Here is a 17930-nt window from a genome sequence, read left to right as displayed (position 1 = left end):
GGATGCTATCAGTCGTCGCTCTTCGCGCCGGGCTTCTTCGGCGCGTCGTCGATCCGCTCGCCGAACTCCGGAGCAGAGGACTCGGCCGGGATGGCGTGGTCCTGGTTGAGCTCCGGGCCCGCGACCTCGGTGTCGTCGGTCTCGGGGGTCTTCGGCTCCACGACGCGGGCGAGCACCTGGCGGTGCACCTTCACGACGTGGCCGGGGCTGGTCTCGATGATGGCGGTGTTGTCGTCCTCGTCGACGGACAGCAGGGTGCCGTACAGGCCGAAGTTGGTCATGACCTCGGCGCCAGGCACCATCTTCGAACGGGTCTCCGCCTGCTCCTTCTGCCGCTTGCGGCTGTTGCGGAACATGAAGAAGACGAGGGCCGCCAGAATGACGACCATCACAATGGTCAACGGATCCATGAAGTAAAGCCGACCTTCCGGTGAAGTCAAGGGGGTATGGCGCGAATGGCCAGCTTGAATTATAAGTCATCCATCAGGGACGGTTGCTGTGAGTGCCCTTGTTGTCCGCCCCCAGGTCGCGGGGCAGCCAGCCCGAAGTGACGCCAGGCGGCCGCCGTGGCGACCCGGCCGCGCGGGGTGCGGGAGAGCAGGCCGATGCGCACGAGGAAGGGCTCGACCACCGATTCGATGGTCTCCGCCTCCTCGCCGACCGACACCGCGAGGGTGTTGAGGCCGACGGGGCCGCCCTCGAAGCGCTCCAGGATCGCGTGCAGGACGGCCCGGTCGAGACGGTCGAGTCCGAGCGGGTCGACGTCGTAGAGCTCCAGCGCGGCCTGGACGGCGGCCACGTCGGCGCGGCCGCCGTGGACGAGCGCGTAGTCGCGCACCCGGCGCAGCAGCCGGTTGGCGATGCGCGGGGTCCCCCGGCAGCGGCCGGCGATCTCCGCCAGGGCCTCGCGGTCGATCTCGAAGTCGAGCATCGTCGCGGCGCGGGTGAGCACCTGGGTCAGCTCGCCCTCGTCGTAGAACTCGAGGTGAGCGGTGAAGCCGAAGCGGTCGCGCAGCGGGTTCGGCAGCAGCCCGGAGCGGGTGGTCGCGCCGACGAGGGTGAACGGCGCCAGGTCGAGCGGGATGGAGGTGGCGCCCGCGCCCTTGCCGACCATGATGTCGATGCGGAAGTCCTCCATCGCGAGGTAGAGCATCTCCTCCGCCGAGCGCGCCATGCGGTGGATCTCGTCGATGAACAGCACCTCCCCCGGCGTCAGCGACGACAGCAGGGCGGCGAGGTCGCCCGCGTGCTGGATGGCGGGGCCGCTGGAGAGCCGGAGCGGCCGCTCGCTCTCGTGCGCGACGATCATCGCGAGCGTGGTCTTGCCGAGCCCGGGCGGGCCGGCCAGGAGGATGTGGTCGGCGGTGCGCTCCTGCATCTTCGCCGCGGTCAGCAGCAGCTGGAGCTGGCCGCGGACCTTCGCCTGCCCGACGAACTCGGACAGGGTCCGCGGCCGTAGTGCGCCCTCGAAGGCGAGCTCGGACTCCGACTCGAGCTCCGGCGCGGTCAGGTCGTCGCTCATCGGGCCGCCCCGCTCGCTGCGCCGGCGCCGGCCGGGCCGAGGCGCGCGAGCGAGAGCCGCAGCAGGGCCTGGACCGAGTCGCGGGCGCCCTCCTCGGTCTCGGCGACGACGTCGGACACCGCCTCGGCGGCGATCTTCTCGGGCCAGCCGAGGCCGACCAGGGCGACGATCACGCTGTCGGGGACGGTGGAGCGCGCGCCCTTCGCCGCGACGGCGCGCGCGGGTGCGCGGCGGGCGGCGGCGAGCTTGCCGGCGAGCGAGACGACGATGAGCTTGGCGGTCTTGGGACCGATGCCGGAGACCTTGCGGAACGGCGCGTCGTCGTCGGCCGCGACCGCGTCGGCGACCTGGTCCGGGCTGAGCACCGACAGCACGCCGATCGCGGACTTCGGGCCGACGCCGGACACCCCGTTCAGCAGCTCGAAGACCTGGAGCTGCTCGACGTCGGCGAAGCCGAAGAGCTGGAGGGAGTCCTCCCGGACGATGAGCGACGTGAACACGAACGCCTCGTCGCCGACGCGCAGCGAGAGCACGTGGTCGGGGGTGAGCGTCACGGCGAAGCCGACGCCGCCGACCTCGATCACGGCGGTGCCGCCGCTCGCAGAGAGGACGGTGCCGCGGAGGGAGGAGATCACCGGGCCAGCCTACGGGGAACGGCCGACGTCCGGGCGGAGCGCTCGGCGGCGAGCCACGCCGCCTGCGCCGGGGTCTGGGCGGCCTGCGTGCCGGCGTCGGCTCCCCCGTCGGCGGCGGGCGCGCCGCGCCACGCGTGGCAGATCGCGATCGCGAGCGCGTCGGCCGCGTCCGCCGGCTTCGGCGCCTCCGCCAGCCCGAGGATCCGCGCGACCATCGCCTGCACCTGCTTCTTGTCCGCCGAGCCGTAGCCGGTGATCGCGGCCTTGACCTCGCTCGGCGTGTGCAGGGCGACCCGGAGGCCGCGGCGCGCGGCGGCGTGCAGCGCCACCCCGCTCACCTGCGCGACGCCCATGACGGTGCGGAGGTTGTGCTGCGCGAAGACCCGCTCGATCGCCACCACGTCCGGCCGGTGGGCGTCGAGCAACGCGTCGATCCCGCTGCCGACCGCCAGCAGCCGCTGCTCCAGCGGCATGTCGGCGGGCGTGCGGATGACTGTGACCTCCACCAGGGCGGCCTTGCGGTCGGGACGGACGTCGACGACGCCGACGCCGCAGCGCGTCAGACCCGGGTCGATGCCGAGCACCCGGATCGCCATCGGCGTCGCCTTACTCGTCGTCTTCGAGCTGCGCCTGCACCTCGGGCGTGAGGTCGAGGTTCGTGTAGACGTTCTGCACGTCGTCCGAGTCCTCCAGCGCGTCGATGAGGCGGAAGACCTTGCGCGCCAGCTCGGCGTCGGCCTCCACGTTGACCGTCGCGACGAACTCGGCGTCGGCGGAGTCGTAGTCGATGCCGGCCTCCTGCAGCGCGGTGCGCGCGGCGACCAGGTCGGTGGCCTCGGTCAGGACCTCGAAGCTCTCGCCGCGGTCGGTGACCTCCTCCGCGCCCGCGTCGAGGACGGCAGTGAGGACGGTGTCCTCGTCCACGCCGTCGGCGTGCGGGACGACGATGACGCCCTTGCGGTGGAAGTTGTAGGCGACGCTGCCCGGGTCGGCCATGGTGCCGCCGTTGCGCGACATCGCGGTGCGGACCTCGGCGGCGGCGCGGTTCTTGTTGTCGGTGAGGCACTCGATCATGAGGGCGACGCCGCCCGGGCCGTAGCCCTCGTACATGATGGTCGTGTACTCGATGGACTCACCGGTGAGGCCGGCGCCGCGCTTGATCGCGCGATCGATGTTGTCGTTGGGGACCGAGGTCTTCTTGGCCTTCTGGACGGCGTCGACCAGGGTCGGGTTTCCGGACAGGTCGGCGCCGCCGGTCTTCGCCGCGACCTCGATGTTCTTGATGAGCTTGGCGAACGACTTGGCGCGACGGGCGTCGATGACCGCCTTCTTGTGCTTGGTCGTTGCCCACTTGGAATGCCCGGACACTGGTGCTCCCTCGAGTTGCGTTTGAACCTGTCCATAATAATGCCTCGGCCGGCGGCGGCCCGAAGGCAGCGCCGCCGGCCGAGGCACCTGGTTCAGACCGCCGCGTCCACGCTCTCCGCGGTCCGTGCGGCCACGCGTGCCCGCACCTTGTCCAGGAAGTACGCGTGGAACCGCGTGTCCCCGGTGATCTCCGGGTGGAACGACGTCCCGAGCAGGTCGCCCTGCTCGACCGCGACGACGCGGCCGTCCGGCACGCGGGCGAGCACGGTCGCCTGCTCCCCCACGCTCTCCACGATCGGCGCGCGGATGAACACCGCGTGCACCGGCTCGTCGCCGAGCTGCGGGATGTTCAGGTCGGTCTCGAACGAGTCCACTTGCGAGCCGAACGCGTTGCGGCGCACGGCGACGTCCAGGCCGCCGAGACTCTCTTGCCCTGCGATGCCGTCCACGATCGCGTCCGCGAGCATGATCAGCCCGGCGCAGGTGCCGTACACCGGCAGCCCGGCGGCGATGGCGGCCTTCAGCGGCTCCGCGACGCCGAACGCGCGCGACAGCTTGTCCATGACGCTGGACTCGCCGCCCGGGATGACGAGCCCGTCGATGTCCTCCAGCTCCTCCGCCCGGCGCACGGGCACGGCGTCGGCGCCGAGGCCCCGCAGGACCGCGAGGTGCTCGCGGAAGTCTCCCTGCAGGGCCAGGACGCCGACGCGCGGGCCGGTCGCTGCCGGCGTCGGGGTCGCGTTACCAGCCACGCTCGGCGAGGCGGTGCGGAGCGGCGAGGTCGGAGACGTTGATGCCGACCATCGCCTCGCCGAGGCCGCGGGAGACCTCGGCGATGACCTGCGGGTCGTCGTAGAACGTCGTCGCCTTGACGATCGCGGCCGCGCGCTGCTCCGGGTTGCCGGACTTGAAGATGCCGGAGCCGACGAAGACGCCGTCCGCGCCGAGCTGCATCATCATCGCCGCGTCGGCGGGGGTGGCCACGCCGCCCGCGGTGAACAGCACGACGGGGAGCTTGCCGGTCTCGGCGATCTCCGCCACCAGCTCGTACGGGGCCTGGAGGTCCTTGGCCGCGACGTAGAGCTCGTCGCGGGTCATCGACTTCAGCGCGTTGATCTCCGAGGTGATCTTGCGGATGTGCTTGGTGGCCTCCGAGACGTCGCCGGTGCCGGCCTCGCCCTTGGAGCGGATCATCGCAGCGCCCTCGTTGATGCGGCGCAGGGCCTCACCGAGGTTGGTGGCGCCGCAGACGAAGGGGACGGTGAACTGCCACTTGTCGATGTGGTTGACGTAGTCGGCGGGCGAGAGCACCTCGGACTCGTCGATGTAGTCGACGTCGAGCGCCTGCAGCACCTGGGCCTCGACGAAGTGGCCGATGCGGGCCTTCGCCATGACCGGGATGGAGACCTCGGCGATGATCGCCTCGATCAGGTCGGGGTCGCTCATCCGGGCGACGCCGCCCTGCGCGCGGATGTCGGCGGGGACGCGCTCAAGCGCCATGACGGCGACGGCGCCGGCGTCCTCGGCGATGCGGGCCTGCTCGGGAGTGACGACGTCCATGATGACGCCGCCCTTCAGCATCTCGGCGAGGCCGCGCTTGACCCGGCTCGATCCCGTGGCGGTGCCCTGTTCATTGACTGTCATGATCGCCCTCTCGTGCGGTACAAAAACTGTTTTGGCCTATGCCGAACGATAGCATCCTCCCGAGGGCTGGTTAGACTCGACGCCGGGGAGCGGATATGGACGAACAGGTCATCACGGGCACGACGGCGGCGGAGATCGCGGCGAGCGTGCGCGCACTGCACGAGCGCGGGGCGCTGCGGCGCGGCGACGCCCTCCCCCCGGTTCGCGAGCTCGCGGCCCAGCTGCAGGTGAACCGCAACACCGCGGTGGCGGCCTACCGGCTGCTCGCGCAGGCGGGCGTCGTCGTCGCGCGCGGCCGGGCCGGCACGGTCATCGCGGGCGTGGAGGCGGTCGCGCAGGAGGGCTACGCGGCCGACAGCGTGCTCCGCGACGTCGGCACCGGCAACCCGGACCCGGGTCGCATTCCCGACCTCTCCTCCGCGCTCGCCCGGGCCACCGGCCGTCCCGTGCTCTACGGCGAGCCCGTGATCGATCCCGCGCTGGAAGCCAGGGCGCTCGCCTGGGTGCGGGATGACCTGCCCGACCCCGAGCTGCGGATCACGGTCACCAACGGCGCCGTCGACGCCGTCGAGCGGCTGCTGGCGCAGGCCCTGCTGCGTGACGACGCGGTCGCACTCGAGGACCCGTGCTTCCTCGCCAGCATCCACACCGTCCGGCACGGCGGCTACCGGGCGGTGCCGGTGCCGGTGGACGCCGAGGGGATGACGGTCGACGGCCTCCGGGCCGCGCTGGACGCCGGGGTGCGCGCGATCATCTGCACGCCACGGGCGCAGAACCCGACCGGTGCGACGCTCTCCCCCGCCCGTGCGGCCGCCCTGCGCGCGCTGCTGGCCGACCACCCGTACGTGCTCGTCATCGAGGACGACCACTTCTCCATGCTGTCGCAGCGCCCGTACGAGACGCTCATCGGCCCCGGTCACCGCCGCTTCGCGCTGGTCCGCTCGGTGTCGAAGTTCCTCGGCCCCGACATGTGCCTCGCGATCGCCGCGACGGACCCGGAGACCGCCGACCGGCTCGCGTTCCGGCTGAGCCCGGGCACCACCTGGGTCAGCCACATCCTGCAGCGGCTCGTGCTCGCCCAGCTCACGGACGGCACCGTGCTGCGGGAGGTCGCTGACGCCGGACGGCACTACGCGTCGCAGAACGCGGCATTCGCGGCCCGGCTCACCGAGCGCGGCCTCCCCGCCGAGGCCGGGGACGGCCTCAACCTGTGGGTGGCGCTCCCGGTCGAGGCCCGGATCGTCGCCGAGCGCTTGATGCGCCGCGGCTGGCTGGCGCGGACGGGCGACGAGTTCCTGCTGGGCGCGCATCCCGCACCCTCGCACCACCTGCGGCTGACGGTGCACGATCTCACCGCGGAGGAGGCGGCCCGGCTGGTCGACGACCTCGTGGAGGCGGCCGGGCGGTCGGCGCCCCGGTCCTGATCTGAGAGGATCGAAGGATGCGTATCCTTTCGATCCAGTCGGCCGTCGCCTACGGCCACGTGGGCAACTCCGCCGCCGTGTTCCCGCTCCAGCGCATCGGCGTGGAGGTCCTCCCCGTCTACACCGTGAACTTCTCGAACCACACCGGGTACGGCGCGTGGCGCGGGCCGCTGATCGCGCCGGACGACGTGCGCGCGGTGATCACGGGTATCGAGGAGCGCGGCGTGCTCGGCTCGATCGACGCGGTGCTCTCCGGCTATCAGGGCGGCGAGGGCATCGGCGACGTGATCGTGGACGCCGTCGCCCGGGTCAAGGCGGCCAACCCGAACGCCGTGTACGCCTGCGACCCGGTGATGGGCAACGCGAAGTCGGGCTGCTTCGTCGCGCCGGCGATCCCGGAGCTGCTGCGCGACCGTGTGGTGCCGGTGGCGGACATCATCACGCCGAACCAGTTCGAGCTCGGCTACCTGACCGGCACCGAGCCGGGCGACCTGGAGTCCACGCTCGCCTCCGTCGACGCGGCGCGCGCGATGGGCCCGCGCACCGTCCTGGTGACCAGCGTGGAGCGCCCGGACCAGCCGGAGGACACGATCGAGATGCTCGCCGTGGACGACGCGGGCGCCTGGATCGTGCAGACGCCGCGGCTGCCGCTGAAGGCGAACGGCTCCGGCGATGTCACGGCGGCGCTGTTCACCGCCCACTACGTCGCCTCGGGCGATGCGGCGTCGGCGCTGAGCAAGACGGTGTCGAGCGTGTACGACCTGCTCGCGAACACCCTCGCGTCGGGCGACCGCGAGCTCCGGCTCGTGGAGTCGCAGGAGTCCTACGCCCACCCGCGCGAGCAGTTCGCCGTCACGCAGGTGCGCTGACTCGGCACGAACCGCGGCCGCCTAGGCCTTCGGCCAGGCGGTGGCGAGGGCCTCGCGCACCTCGCCGAGGAGCTGCGGCAGCGCCTTCGTCTTCGCGATGATCGGGAAGAAGTTCGCGTCCTGCGCCCAGCGCGGCACGATGTGCTGGTGCAGGTGCGCCGCGATCCCGGCGCCCGCGACGACGCCCTGGTTCATCCCGATGTTGAAGCCGTCGTTGTGCGAGACCTCGCGGATGACGCGCATCGCGGTCTGCGTGATGCTCCCGATCTCGGCGACCTCCTCCGGCGTCGCCTCGTCGTAGTTCGCGATGTGGCGGTACGGGCAGACCAGCAGGTGGCCGCTGTTGTACGGGAACAGGTTGAGCAGCGCGTAGGCGTGCTCGCCGCGCGCCACGATCAGGGCGTCCTCGTCGCTCAGGCTCGGCGCCACGCAGAACGGGCAGTCGTCCTTGCCGGGCTGCTGCCCGTGCTGGATGTAGACCATCCGGTGCGGGGTCCACAGCCGCTGGAACTCGTCCGGCACCCCGGCGAGGTGCGACGGGTCGTCGATGCGGATGCCCTCCGCACGGACGTCCCCGCCGCCCTGCTCGGCGCCGTGGTCCGCGTAGTCGTCCAGGCTCAGGCGGGCCATGCCGTGTCGACCAGCTCGTGGCTCTCGATGCTCGCGACGATCCGCTCGATCGCCTCGTCCACGGTCACGCCGTTGCGCTGCGTGCCGTCGCGGAAACGGAAGGAGACCGTGCCCGCGGTGGCGTCCTCCTCGCCCACGATGAGCTGGAAGGGGACCTTGGCCTTGGTGTGCGTGCGGATCTTCTTCTGCATGCGGTCGTCGGAGTGGTCGACCTCGGCGCGGACGCCGCGGGCCTTGAGCCGAGAGATCACGTCGTCGAGGAACGGCGCGTAGTTGTCGGCGACCGGGATGCCGACCACCTGGACCGGCGACAGCCAGACCGGGAAGGCGCCCGCGTAGTGCTCCAGCAGGATCGCGAAGAACCGCTCGATCGAGCCGAGCAGCGCGCGGTGGATCATCGCCGGCTGCTTGCGCGTGCCGTCGGCCGCGTTGTACTCCAGCTCGAACAGCTCCGGCTGGTTGAAGTCGAGCTGGACCGTCGAGAGCTGCCAGGTGCGGCCGATCGCGTCGCGCGCCTGCACGGAGATCTTCGGGCCGTAGAACGCCGCCCCGCCCGGGTCGTCCACGAGCTCCAGCCCGGACGCGATCGCCACCTCGCGGAGGGTCTCGGTCGCGGTCTCCCAGCTCTCGTCGCTGCCGACGTACTTCTCCGGGTCCTTCGTGGAGAGCTCCAGGTAGAAGTCGGTGAGGCCGTAGCCGCGCAGGGTCTCCAGCACGAAGTCGAGCTGACGCGCGACCTCGTCCTTGATCTGCTCCTCGGTCACGTAGATGTGCGCGTCGTCCTGCGTGAGGCCGCGGACGCGGGTGAGGCCGGAGAGCGTGCCGGACTTCTCGTACCGGTACACGGTGCCGAACTCCGCCAGCCGCAGCGGCAGCTCGCGGTAGCTGCGCCCGCGGGCCCGGAAGATCAGGTTGTGCATCGGGCAGTTCATGGGCTTGAGGTAGTAGTCCTGCCCCTGCCGGGTGATGTTGCCCTCGGCGTCGCGCTCCTCGTCCAGGTGCATGGGCGGGAACATGCCGTCCTTGTACCAGTTGAGGTGCTGGCTGGTCTCGAAGAGGTGCGCCTTGGTGATGTGCGGCGTGTTCACGACCTCGTAGCCGTTCGCGATCAGCCGATCGCGCATGTAGTCCTCGATCTCCTTGCGGATGATCCCGCCCCTGGGGTGGAACACCGCCAGTCCCGAGCCGATCTCGTCCGGGAAGGAGAACAGGTCGAGCTCAGCGCCCAGCTTGCGGTGGTCGCGCTTGGCGGCCTCCTCCATGCGGGTCTGGTACGCGCGCAGCTCGTCCTTGCTGGGCCACGCGGTGCCGTAGATGCGCTGCAGCTGCGGGTTCTTCTCCGAGCCGCGCCAGTAGGCGGCCGCGACGCGGGTCAGCGCCCAGCCGTTGCCGAGCATGCGGGTGCTCGGCACATGCGGGCCGCGGCAGAGGTCCTTCCAGACCGTCTCGCCGGTCTTCGGGTCGACGTTGTCGTAGATGGTCAGCTCGCCGGAGCCGACCTCGACGGACTCGTCGCCGCCGCTGGACTCCGCACCGGAACCCTTGAGGCCGATCAGCTCGAGCTTGTACGGCTCGCCGGCGAGCTCGGCGCGCGCTTCGTCGTCGGTGACCACGCGGCGCATGAAGCGCTGGCCCGCGCGCACGATGCGCGCCATCTCCTTGTCGAGGGCCTTGAGGTCCTCGAGAGTGAAGGGCTCTGCGACGTCGAAGTCGTAGTAGAAGCCGTCGGTGATGGGCGGCCCGATGCCGAGCTTGGCCTCCGGGTTGACCGCCTGCACGGCCTGTGCGAGGACGTGCGCGGTGGAGTGGCGGAGGATGCTCAGGCCATCGGGCGAGTCGATGGTGACCGGCTCGACGGTGTCGGTGGTCGTGACGGTCGTCGCGAGATCCTTCAGCTCACCGTTGACGCGCATCGCGACAACGGAACGGTCGGTGAAGAGCTCGAAGCCGTCGGCCACCTGTCCACTCCTAGAGTCGAATTCCATTGGGATGCGTCAACTCTAGTCGGCCCGGCACGGTCGCACGGACGGACCGGCGTCAGCGCCACGCGGCCCGAACTGGGGTACGACGCGCGGGGCCGCGGCCGCCCGAAACCGCGCAAGGCCGGGCTAAACTGCCCGCGTGCCCCTCCGACCCGGGGCGCCCGGACGACCCGAACGGACGGACTTCACCCTCCCCACCCTTCAGAGCGGATGTGTCCACCATGAAAACCGGCCTCGCGGTTCTCGCAGCAGCCATCCTGACCGCAGTAGCCGTCGTCCCCGCCGTCCCCGCCACCGCGGCCGAAGCGCCCGCTGCGGCGGCCTCGGCGACCCCGAGCCCGACGCCGTCGCCGTCCGGCTCGTCGACCGCGACGCCGGCGCCGAGCCCGTCCGCAACGCCGTCCGCGTCCCCGTCCGCCGGGCCGCAGGCGCCCGCCGGCGACCCGAGCCTGACCGAGATGAACGCGGCACGCAACCACACGATGGGATCGACCATCCCGTCGTCCGACCCGGCCTCCGGCTCCGGCTCGACCTCCACGTTCAAGGCCTCCCTCGCGGTCAGCGGCGTGCTGGGCCAGGACGTCAGCGGCTGGCAGACCGGGGTCAACTGGCCCGCGCAGTACGCCGCGGGCTCGCGCTTCGCCTACATCAAGGCCAGCGAGGGAACCTACTACACGAGCAGCCAGTTCGCCTCGCAGTACAACGGCTCCTACGCCGCCGGATTCATCCGCGGCGCCTACCACTTCGCCACCCCGAACACGACGGACGGCGCGACCCAGGCCCGCTTCTTCTACGCGAACGGCGGCGGCTGGTCGCCCGACGGGCGCACCCTGCCCCCGCTGCTCGACATCGAGTACGCCACCGACGGCTCCGGAACCTGCTGGGGCCTGACGACCGGGCAGATGACGCAGTGGATCTCCGACTTCGTGAACACCCTGCGCAGCCTCACCGGCGTCAACCCCGCCATCTACTCCACGGCGAACTGGTGGAACCAGTGCACCGGCTCCAGCAACACCTTCGGCGCCTACCCCCTGTTCGTCGCCCGCTACGGCACCAGCACCCCCGGCGCGCTCCCGGCCAGCTGGGTCGATTGGACGATGTGGCAGTTCGCGGACGCCGGCACCTTCGCCGGTGACCAGGACATCTTCAACGGCACCCAGACCCAGCTGATCCAGTTCGCGCTCGGCGCGCAGAACCACCCGCCGATCGGCGTGTACGACGGGACGACCCTCACCTCGGGGACCTCGTTCAGCGTCGCCGGCTGGGCCTTCGACCAGACGAACCTCGCCGCGACCGTCCAGGTCCAGATCACCTGGAGCACGCCGGGCGGCGTCTCGACCACGACGGTGGCCGCGAACGGGAGCAGGCCCGACGTGGGAGCAGCGTATCCGGGCGTCGGCAACGCCCACGGGTTCACTGCGTCCATACCGTGGTCCGGCAACGGGCAGTACGGCGCCTGCGTCACCGCCCTGGCCATCCCGGGCGACCAGGCGGGAAACGCGGACCTGGGCTGCAAGACGTCGTTCTTCTCCCCCGCCAGCGCCACCGCGCCGACCGCCGAGCGCCTCGCCGGGTCCGACCGCTTCGGGACGGCCGTGCTCGTCTCGCAGCACGCGTTCCCGAACCCGGGCGTCCCGGTCGCGTACGTGGCCTCCGGGCTGGACTTCCCCGACGCCCTGGCCGCGTCGGCCGCCGCCGCGAAGCAGCACGGCCCCGTGCTGCTGAGCCAGGCGTCCGTGGTCCCCGCGGCGACGATCACCGAGCTGCAGCGCCTCCAGCCGGCGAAGATCGTCCTGGTCGGCGGGCCCAACGCGATCACCGACAGCGCGATGGCGCAGCTGACGGCGCTCGGCGTCCCGGTCGTCCGGATCGGCGGCGTCGACCGGTACGACACCTCGCGCCTGGTCGCCTCCTACGCGTTCCCGTCGGCGAACGGCGCGTATGTCGCGGCCGGAACCGGCTTCGTGGACGCGCTCTCGGCCGCTCCGGTCGCGGCGAAGAGCGGCCGTCCGCTGATCCTCGTCGCGGGCGGCCAGCTCGACGCGGGCACCTCCGCATACCTGACCGGGCACTCCCTGACCAACGTGACAATCGTCGGCGGCACGTTCGTGATCTCCCCCGGCTGGCAGAGCCAGGCGACGGCGGCCGGGCTCACGGTGAACCGGATCGGCGGCGGCGACCGGTTCGGCACGAACGCCCTCCTGGTCGAATCGGCCTTCGGCGCCAACTCCGCCCCGAACGCGTACCTCGCCTCGGGAGCCAACTGGGTGGACGCCCTGGTGGCCGGCGCGGCGGCGGGCAGCACCGCGCACCCGCTCCTGCTCGCCAACACCTGGTGCGTCCCCCGGGTGATCGGCGACGAGTTCGTCCGCCTCGGCACCTCCTCGATGGAGATCGCCGGCGGCGTCAACGCCCTCACCTCGGACGTGGCCTCGCTCGGAGTCTGCTTCTGAGCCCCGCCTGAGACGTCGTGCGCCCCCTCCCGGCCGGGAGGGGGCGCACGTGTTTTGCGGGTGGTGCTACTTGGTGATCGCCGCGAAGAACGAGGCTCCGTTCGGCGTGCCCACTCCGGTGGCGGTGTCGTAGCCCTTGGTGCTGTGGAGCGTCTGGTTCGGCATCTCCTCGGTCCGCAGGCTGTAGCTGAGGCCGCCGGCCGCGCTCTCGCTGTCGACGTAGTTGACCCGGAGGACGCTCGGCAGCGCCGAGCCGAACAGGTCGGCCTGGTCGACGTCGTAGTAGGCAGAGCCTCCCGCCGAGTACGCACCGTAGATGCGCGGGTTCAGGAAGCCGAGCGGGGAGCCGGCGACCTGGTTGGCGACGGCCGCGATGCCCGCCGTCAGCGGGGCGGCGACGGAGGTCCCGCCGATGCGGTACTCGTCGTAGTAGGTGCCGTTGCTGAACGCCTGGGTCTGCCCGACGAGCAGGCCGGTGCTCGGGTCGGCCAGGGCGCTGATGTCGGGCACCAGCCGTCCGGACGCCGGACCGACCGCCGCGGCCTGATACGAGGGCTCCGCGAAGATCGCGCTCACGCCGCCTCCGCCGCCACCGCCGGTGAAACCGCCCGGCAGCGCCAGCTTGAAGGTGCCGTCGACCTCGTAGGGGGCTCCCGACAGGTGGTCCGTCGCGGTCGGCGTCACCGGGTCGAGCCCGGTCTGCCAGCCCACCTCGAACGAGCGCTTCCAGCCGCTCGTGTTCAGAGCGGAGGTCGGGTCGTCGACCGAGGCGTAGCTGAGTCCGGTCGGCGCGGCCGCGGTCGGGACGACCGAGGCGGAGGTGCCGCCGACCGCCGTCACGAACGGGCTGTCCGCGAAGAAGTCGACCGCGGGCGCGCCCAGGTTCGCCACCTCGTCACCGTTGTCACCGCTGGAGACGAACACGCCGATGCCGGTGGCCGCCGCCTGGATGAAGGTGTTGTTGAGGCTGTTGATGAAGCCCTGGTGCACCGCCTCCCCGTTGAAGCCGTAGCTGATCGAGAGGACGCTCGCCAGGTGCTTGTCGACGACGTGGTTGATCGCCGCGTCGAGGTCCTGACCCGCGTTCGACGACGCGACGTAGAGCAGGCCGGCGTCCGGAGCGGTGGTGTGGATCGCTTCGGCGTCGAGGGTCTCCTCGCCGTAGTAGTCACCCGGCGTCTGCTTCGGAGTGTCCGGGTGCTTGTACAGACCCGGTGCGACCAGCTGCGTGATCTGCGGGGCGGGGAGGCCGTGCAGGCTGCTGTACTTCGTCACGTCCTGCACCAGCGTCGGGCTCGCGTTGGCGCCGACGAAGGCGACCGTCTGGCCGGCGCCCGTCGCGGCGACCGAGTCGAGGCCGTAGAGACCGCGCACCTGCGCCGGCGTGTAGCCGCACGGGGCGATCGGCTTGGTGCTGGTGCCGTAGGCGGGGGCGTTCGGCATCGCGACCGTCTTCTCGCCGTACCAGAGGGAGCACGGCTCGCCGGCCCGGAACCCGGCGGCGGGAGCGCCGTGGACCTGATTCGGGCTGCTGCCGTTCGTGCTGCCGTTGCCGTTGGTGTGGGACGGCGCGATGAGGTCGGCGCCCTGGTCGAGGCCCACCACGCTCTCCACGATCCCGTTGAGGGTTGCCGGGATGGTCACCGCGGACTCCGGGGCCCGCAGCGTCGTGCCGTAGGCGTCGTACTCGCCGAGCGTCACCCCGAACGCGCTCTGCGCCTGGGCGACCGTGCCCTCCGCGGAGACGTACCGGTTGTTCGACGGCGTGTCCACGATCGAGAAGCCGGCGGACCGCAGGAACTGCTGCACCGCGACGACGCTCGACTGGGCCGGCGCGAACTGCTTGCGGAATTCCTGCGGCGTCAGGTAGTGCCGGTAGCTCGCCGAGCCGGGCGTGGAGACGGCGAGCGCCGTCGCGGCCGCCTGGGCCTGGTTCTGCCACGGCAGGTACACCCGGAGGTCCACCGTGTCGGTCGCGGGAGCCGCGGAGCGCAGCGCTTTCGCGTTCGCCCACGCCGGCTGGCTGCCCGGCAGGGCGCTCCTGCCGGGCGCCGCGACGGCGGGCGACGCCGCCACCACGGCAAAGAGAAGGGCCGCGCCGGTGGTGACGGCTGCGGCCCTGAGGGTTCTGGTCGTGTTGCGCATGGATGTCCTTTCACCGATGCGATGGATGCGCTGGTGAGCGCAGGGCTATCCAACCCCTGTGAACGGGGGTAGACCAAGCACGGTTCCCTGAGAGATCGTTCAGGGCGGGTGGCGGCCGCTGGGCCTGCGCGACACTGTGAACGCCGTGGCGCTCGCGAGAGGGCGAGGGCCGTCGTTGCGCGCGCCGGCCGACGACCCTACGATCGCTGGGTGCCGACCCCGACCGAGCGAGCAGACGAGTACTGGTCCGCGGTGTTCCGGGTGGAGCCGGCTGCGCTGAGGGTCCCTGGCGTGCACACGACGTACGTGGACGATCCGAACGCGGGCATCTACGTGCTGCGCATCGGCGGCACCGTGCGCGTGCGCGCCCGCGCGGCGCTCCGGGGACGGCTCGACGGCCTCGTCCGCGAGCTGCCCGTCCCGGCTGCCCTCGACGCCGCAGTGTGGCGGTCGGCCCTGCGGGGAACGGATCATCTGATCCTCGGCCCCGCGGCGCACTTCCTGACGGGCGCCCTGATCGGATCGTCCGCGCCGGAGGTCCACCCTGCGCAGGATGACGTGCGCCGGATGGCCGAGCGGATCCCGGCCGACGAGGTCGAGGAGTCCGGTGTGCTGGAGCCGGACGTCGAGCGCTTCGGAGTCTGGTCCGACGACGGCGCTCTGGTGGCCGTCTCCGCGCTCGGCGACTGGGTGGGCGGCCGCACCGACGTCGGCCTGCTCGTCGCTCCCGCCGCCCGGGCCCGCGGCTTCGGCGCGCAGGCGGCCGCGATCGCTCTGCACGCCGCGACCCGCCGCGCGGGACTCGCGCGCTGGCGGTGCCGCGAGGACAACGCGGCGTCGCTGCGGCTGGCGTCCCGTTTCGGGCTGGAGCCGTACGGGAGGAACCTCGGCATCCGCGTCGCGCTCTGACGGCAGTCGCCCTGTCCCCCTCCTTCCTCTCCTCAGCCCTCCGCGACCCGACCCGCTACCATCGTCACCAACCGCGACGAAGGGGGACGTCTGTATGGGTTCGAAGCTGCGACCGGGAGTGGTGCTGTGGTGGGGCATCGGCCTCACGCTCGGCGGGGTGCTGTTGACGATCGCGATACCGCAACTCGGCTACACGGTCGTCGTCCAGCCGGGCTCGGCCAACGGCGTGGACCAGGCGCTCCTCACCCTGATCGACCTGGCGGTCCGCGTCATCGCGCAAGTCGTGTCGCCGCTGGGCGTCGCCCTCATCGGCGCCGCGGTGGTGATGGCCTACGTGGACCGGCCTCGGGCGCTCGCCGCCGGTCTCCCGAATGCGGCCGCGCGCCCGCGTCCGCCGGACGAGGAGCCCGCGCAGTGAACCCGACGGGAGTCGCCGGGTGATCCCTCTATTGGTGCGCGCATCGTGCGCGAGCCCGCCGCCGAGCGGGCAGGAGTGCGACGACACCGTGGCACTGACCGGGACCATGCCGTCGTGGGTGCCGCTGGCGATCCTCGCCGTGCTCGTCGTGATCGGCGTGGTGATCGCGCTCGTCAGGACGCGCGCGCGGCGGTCGTGATCCGATGGCGGGCTCGCTGTGGAGCGCATCGCAGGGGACGCCACTGCGCAAACGGCTAGCATCATCGATAACCGCGGCGAAGGGGTCCGTCATGCGGTGGAGCATCCGACCGAGCGCGCTGCTGGTCCTCCACGGCGCCGTCGTAGTGGTCCTGATCCTGCTAGGCGTTGCGGTCGCGCTGAATGTCGCCGGTCCGACCGTCGGCCGGGACGAGCTCTACCGACTGAGGCCGGCGCTGCCGCTCGCGGTCGCCGGCGCCGCGCTTCCTTTCGTGATAGCGGCGGTCCTGACGCTGATGGCCGCTCCCGGCGCATCACGCCGGGCACGGGCGATCCCGGTCGTCGGCATCGCTGCGAGCATGGTCCTGTGGAGTGTCGCGCTGCTCTTCGTGCACGCGCCGGAGCCGTTGCAGGGAGGGTGACGGACAGCATGGACGACGAGCTGCGCAACGCGCGCCTGCATCGAGAAGTGCTCGCCGCGATGATCTACGCCGCCGAGCACGTCGCCGACGTCCTCCGTGTCTGCGCTGCCGCCGACGGCGACGATCCGTCGCTGCGCGAGGCGATCATGACGGCGTTCGGATTCGACGAGGTCCAAGCGGACGCGGTCCTCGCCATGCAGGTCCGCCGATTCACACCACGGGCGATCGAGCAGAGTCGGGTGCAGCTCGCGGGGCTCGACGAGCTGATCCGTGGCTCTGAGGTGAGCGGCGGGGAGTCCGGCTTCGACTAGGGCGCTTACCCCGCATCCGGCGTGGTCGAGGTCGCAGGTCAGCACCGGCGACCGCCGACCACGCGCAAGGATGGTGGCATGGAGACTCTGAGCCCGACCGACGCGATCTTCATCGGGGGTCGTTCCGGCGTCGGCAAGACCAGTGTCGCCGCGGAGGCGTCGCGCATCCTCGCGCGGCGGGATGTCCGTCACGCGCTCATCGAGGGCGACAACCTGGACCAGGCGTACCCGGAGCCGTGGCGCGACGGCATCGACCTGGCCGAACGGAACCTCGCCGCCGTCTGGCGCAACTACCGGGCGATCGGCTTCTCGCGGCTCATCTTCACGAACACCGTCAGCGTGCTGCAACTGCCCGCGTTGGTCTCCGCGCTCGGTGGCGAGGTCCGCGCCTTCCCCGTTCTGCTCACGAGCACGGATGGCACGGCCGCCGAACGCCTCGCTCGCCGCGAGATCGGATCGGCGCTCGAAGAGCACGTCGAGCGCAGTCGGACAGCCGCCGCACGCCTCGACTCCGCTGCAGACGGCGCCTACCGAGTCGCCACCGACGGCCGCACCGTCGAGGACATCGCCCGGGAAGTGCTGGTCGCCGCCGACTGGGTCCCGTAGGCATCGCGCAGACCTCGAACGTCCGCACACTCCCCCACGGGTGCAGTATGGGCGGATGAAGCTGACGCTCGACCTCCACGACATCTACAACCGCGGCGGCGACATCGATCGCGCCCTGCGCGCGGTCATCGCGGAGGCCGTGGCGAAGAAGGCGCCGCTGGTCGAGATCATCCCTGGCAAGGGGTCAGGCGCCCTGAAGAAGCGCGTGTTGCGCTTCCTCGACCAGCCGGAGATCAAATCCCAGTACCACCGGGTCGAGAAGGACTCGAAGAACTTCGGGCGGGTGTTCGTGCACTTCCGGTGGAAGTAGCCCCACCCGAGCAATCACCGAGCAGCACTCGTGCGCCGTGCCGCGTCGGCTCGCCCGGCGCGCGCGACGGCGGTGGGAGGATGA

General features: G+C 71.5%; 19 protein-coding genes. 9 read left to right on the top strand and 10 right to left on the bottom strand.

The window, feature by feature from the left end; all coding sequences use genetic code 11:
* Positions 1 to 8: 8 nt before the first annotated feature.
* From yajC to pdxS, 7 genes are all read right to left on the bottom strand, one after another.
* Complete coding sequence (yajC, locus tag HNR13_RS10735) at positions 9 to 410, bottom strand: preprotein translocase subunit YajC (RefSeq protein ID WP_179605741.1); 402 nt, start codon at positions 408 to 410, stop codon at positions 9 to 11.
* Positions 411 to 469: 59 nt separating this feature from the next.
* Complete coding sequence (gene ruvB, locus HNR13_RS10730; protein ID WP_179605740.1) at positions 470 to 1522, bottom strand: Holliday junction branch migration DNA helicase RuvB; 1053 nt, start codon at positions 1520 to 1522, stop codon at positions 470 to 472.
* On the bottom strand, positions 1519 to 2157 hold the full coding sequence (gene ruvA, locus HNR13_RS10725) for a Holliday junction branch migration protein RuvA (protein ID WP_179605739.1): 639 nt from the start codon (positions 2155 to 2157) through the stop codon (positions 1519 to 1521). The genes ruvB and ruvA overlap by 4 nt, the downstream gene beginning before the upstream one ends.
* Positions 2154 to 2747 (bottom strand): crossover junction endodeoxyribonuclease RuvC, encoded by a 594-nt coding sequence (ruvC, locus tag HNR13_RS10720; RefSeq protein ID WP_179609360.1) that lies wholly within the window; start codon positions 2745 to 2747, stop codon positions 2154 to 2156. Before ruvC ends, ruvA begins: the two co-directional genes overlap by 4 nt.
* A gap of 16 nt (positions 2748 to 2763) precedes the next feature.
* Positions 2764 to 3525, bottom strand: coding sequence for a YebC/PmpR family DNA-binding transcriptional regulator (locus HNR13_RS10715; protein ID WP_179605738.1), 762 nt, complete (start codon positions 3523 to 3525; stop codon positions 2764 to 2766).
* A 92-nt stretch (positions 3526 to 3617) separates the two neighbouring features.
* Complete coding sequence (pdxT, locus tag HNR13_RS10710) at positions 3618 to 4277, bottom strand: pyridoxal 5'-phosphate synthase glutaminase subunit PdxT (protein WP_179605737.1); 660 nt, start codon at positions 4275 to 4277, stop codon at positions 3618 to 3620.
* Positions 4267 to 5169: a pyridoxal 5'-phosphate synthase lyase subunit PdxS gene (gene pdxS, locus HNR13_RS10705; RefSeq protein ID WP_179605736.1), complete on the bottom strand. Its 903-nt coding sequence runs from the start codon at positions 5167 to 5169 to the stop codon at positions 4267 to 4269. Before pdxS ends, pdxT begins: the two co-directional genes overlap by 11 nt.
* Before the next feature lie 95 nt (positions 5170 to 5264).
* On the opposite strand from pdxS, the gene HNR13_RS10700 reads away from it, so the two are divergent.
* Positions 5265 to 6593: an aminotransferase class I/II-fold pyridoxal phosphate-dependent enzyme gene (locus HNR13_RS10700; protein WP_179605735.1), complete on the top strand. Its 1329-nt coding sequence runs from the start codon at positions 5265 to 5267 to the stop codon at positions 6591 to 6593.
* Positions 6594 to 6610: 17 nt separating this feature from the next.
* Positions 6611 to 7462, top strand: a complete 852-nt coding sequence (gene pdxY, locus HNR13_RS10695; protein ID WP_179605734.1) for a pyridoxal kinase PdxY — start codon at positions 6611 to 6613, stop codon at positions 7460 to 7462.
* A 21-nt stretch (positions 7463 to 7483) separates the two neighbouring features.
* Here pdxY and HNR13_RS10690 read toward each other — a convergent pair whose 3' ends face one another.
* Both HNR13_RS10690 and thrS read right to left on the bottom strand, forming a co-directional pair.
* Positions 7484 to 8092 carry an HIT family protein gene (locus tag HNR13_RS10690; RefSeq protein WP_218881214.1) on the bottom strand — a complete coding sequence of 203 codons (609 nt, stop codon included), beginning with the start codon at positions 8090 to 8092 and terminating at the stop codon, positions 7484 to 7486.
* The gene (gene thrS, locus HNR13_RS10685) at positions 8080 to 10077 is read right to left on the bottom strand and encodes a threonine--tRNA ligase (protein WP_218881213.1); all 1998 of its coding nucleotides are present in this window, start codon (positions 10075 to 10077) and stop codon (positions 8080 to 8082) included. Before thrS ends, HNR13_RS10690 begins: the two co-directional genes overlap by 13 nt.
* Before the next feature lie 218 nt (positions 10078 to 10295).
* Between thrS and HNR13_RS10680 the strand changes: the two genes are divergently transcribed.
* Complete coding sequence (locus HNR13_RS10680) at positions 10296 to 12527, top strand: GH25 family lysozyme (RefSeq protein WP_246313052.1); 2232 nt, start codon at positions 10296 to 10298, stop codon at positions 12525 to 12527.
* A 66-nt stretch (positions 12528 to 12593) separates the two neighbouring features.
* Here HNR13_RS10680 and HNR13_RS10675 read toward each other — a convergent pair whose 3' ends face one another.
* A complete protein-coding gene (locus tag HNR13_RS10675) occupies positions 12594 to 14672 on the bottom strand; it encodes a S53 family peptidase (RefSeq protein WP_179605731.1) in 2079 nt (692 codons plus the stop codon).
* A gap of 210 nt (positions 14673 to 14882) precedes the next feature.
* Between HNR13_RS10675 and HNR13_RS10670 the strand changes: the two genes are divergently transcribed.
* From HNR13_RS10670 to HNR13_RS10645, 6 genes are all read left to right on the top strand, one after another.
* The gene (locus HNR13_RS10670) at positions 14883 to 15581 is read left to right on the top strand and encodes a GNAT family N-acetyltransferase (protein WP_179605730.1); all 699 of its coding nucleotides are present in this window, start codon (positions 14883 to 14885) and stop codon (positions 15579 to 15581) included.
* Between the two features lie 94 nt (positions 15582 to 15675).
* Entirely contained in the window at positions 15676 to 15999 is a 324-nt protein-coding gene (locus HNR13_RS10665; RefSeq protein ID WP_179605729.1) for a hypothetical protein, read from the top strand.
* 290 nt (positions 16000 to 16289) lie between these two features.
* Complete coding sequence (locus HNR13_RS10660) at positions 16290 to 16619, top strand: hypothetical protein (protein ID WP_179605728.1); 330 nt, start codon at positions 16290 to 16292, stop codon at positions 16617 to 16619.
* 8 nt (positions 16620 to 16627) lie between these two features.
* Complete coding sequence (locus HNR13_RS10655; RefSeq protein WP_179605727.1) at positions 16628 to 16930, top strand: hypothetical protein; 303 nt, start codon at positions 16628 to 16630, stop codon at positions 16928 to 16930.
* 78 nt (positions 16931 to 17008) lie between these two features.
* Positions 17009 to 17536: a DEAD/DEAH box helicase family protein gene (locus tag HNR13_RS10650; RefSeq protein WP_179605726.1), complete on the top strand. Its 528-nt coding sequence runs from the start codon at positions 17009 to 17011 to the stop codon at positions 17534 to 17536.
* A gap of 55 nt (positions 17537 to 17591) precedes the next feature.
* On the top strand, positions 17592 to 17846 hold the full coding sequence (locus tag HNR13_RS10645; protein ID WP_179605725.1) for a Smr/MutS family protein: 255 nt from the start codon (positions 17592 to 17594) through the stop codon (positions 17844 to 17846).
* Positions 17847 to 17930 lie beyond the last annotated feature (84 nt).

It is taken from the genome of Leifsonia shinshuensis (genome assembly GCF_013410375.1).
GTDB classification, from domain to species: Bacteria; Actinomycetota; Actinomycetes; order Actinomycetales; family Microbacteriaceae; genus Leifsonia; species Leifsonia shinshuensis.
This window is presented reverse-complemented; position numbering and strand designations above follow the sequence as displayed.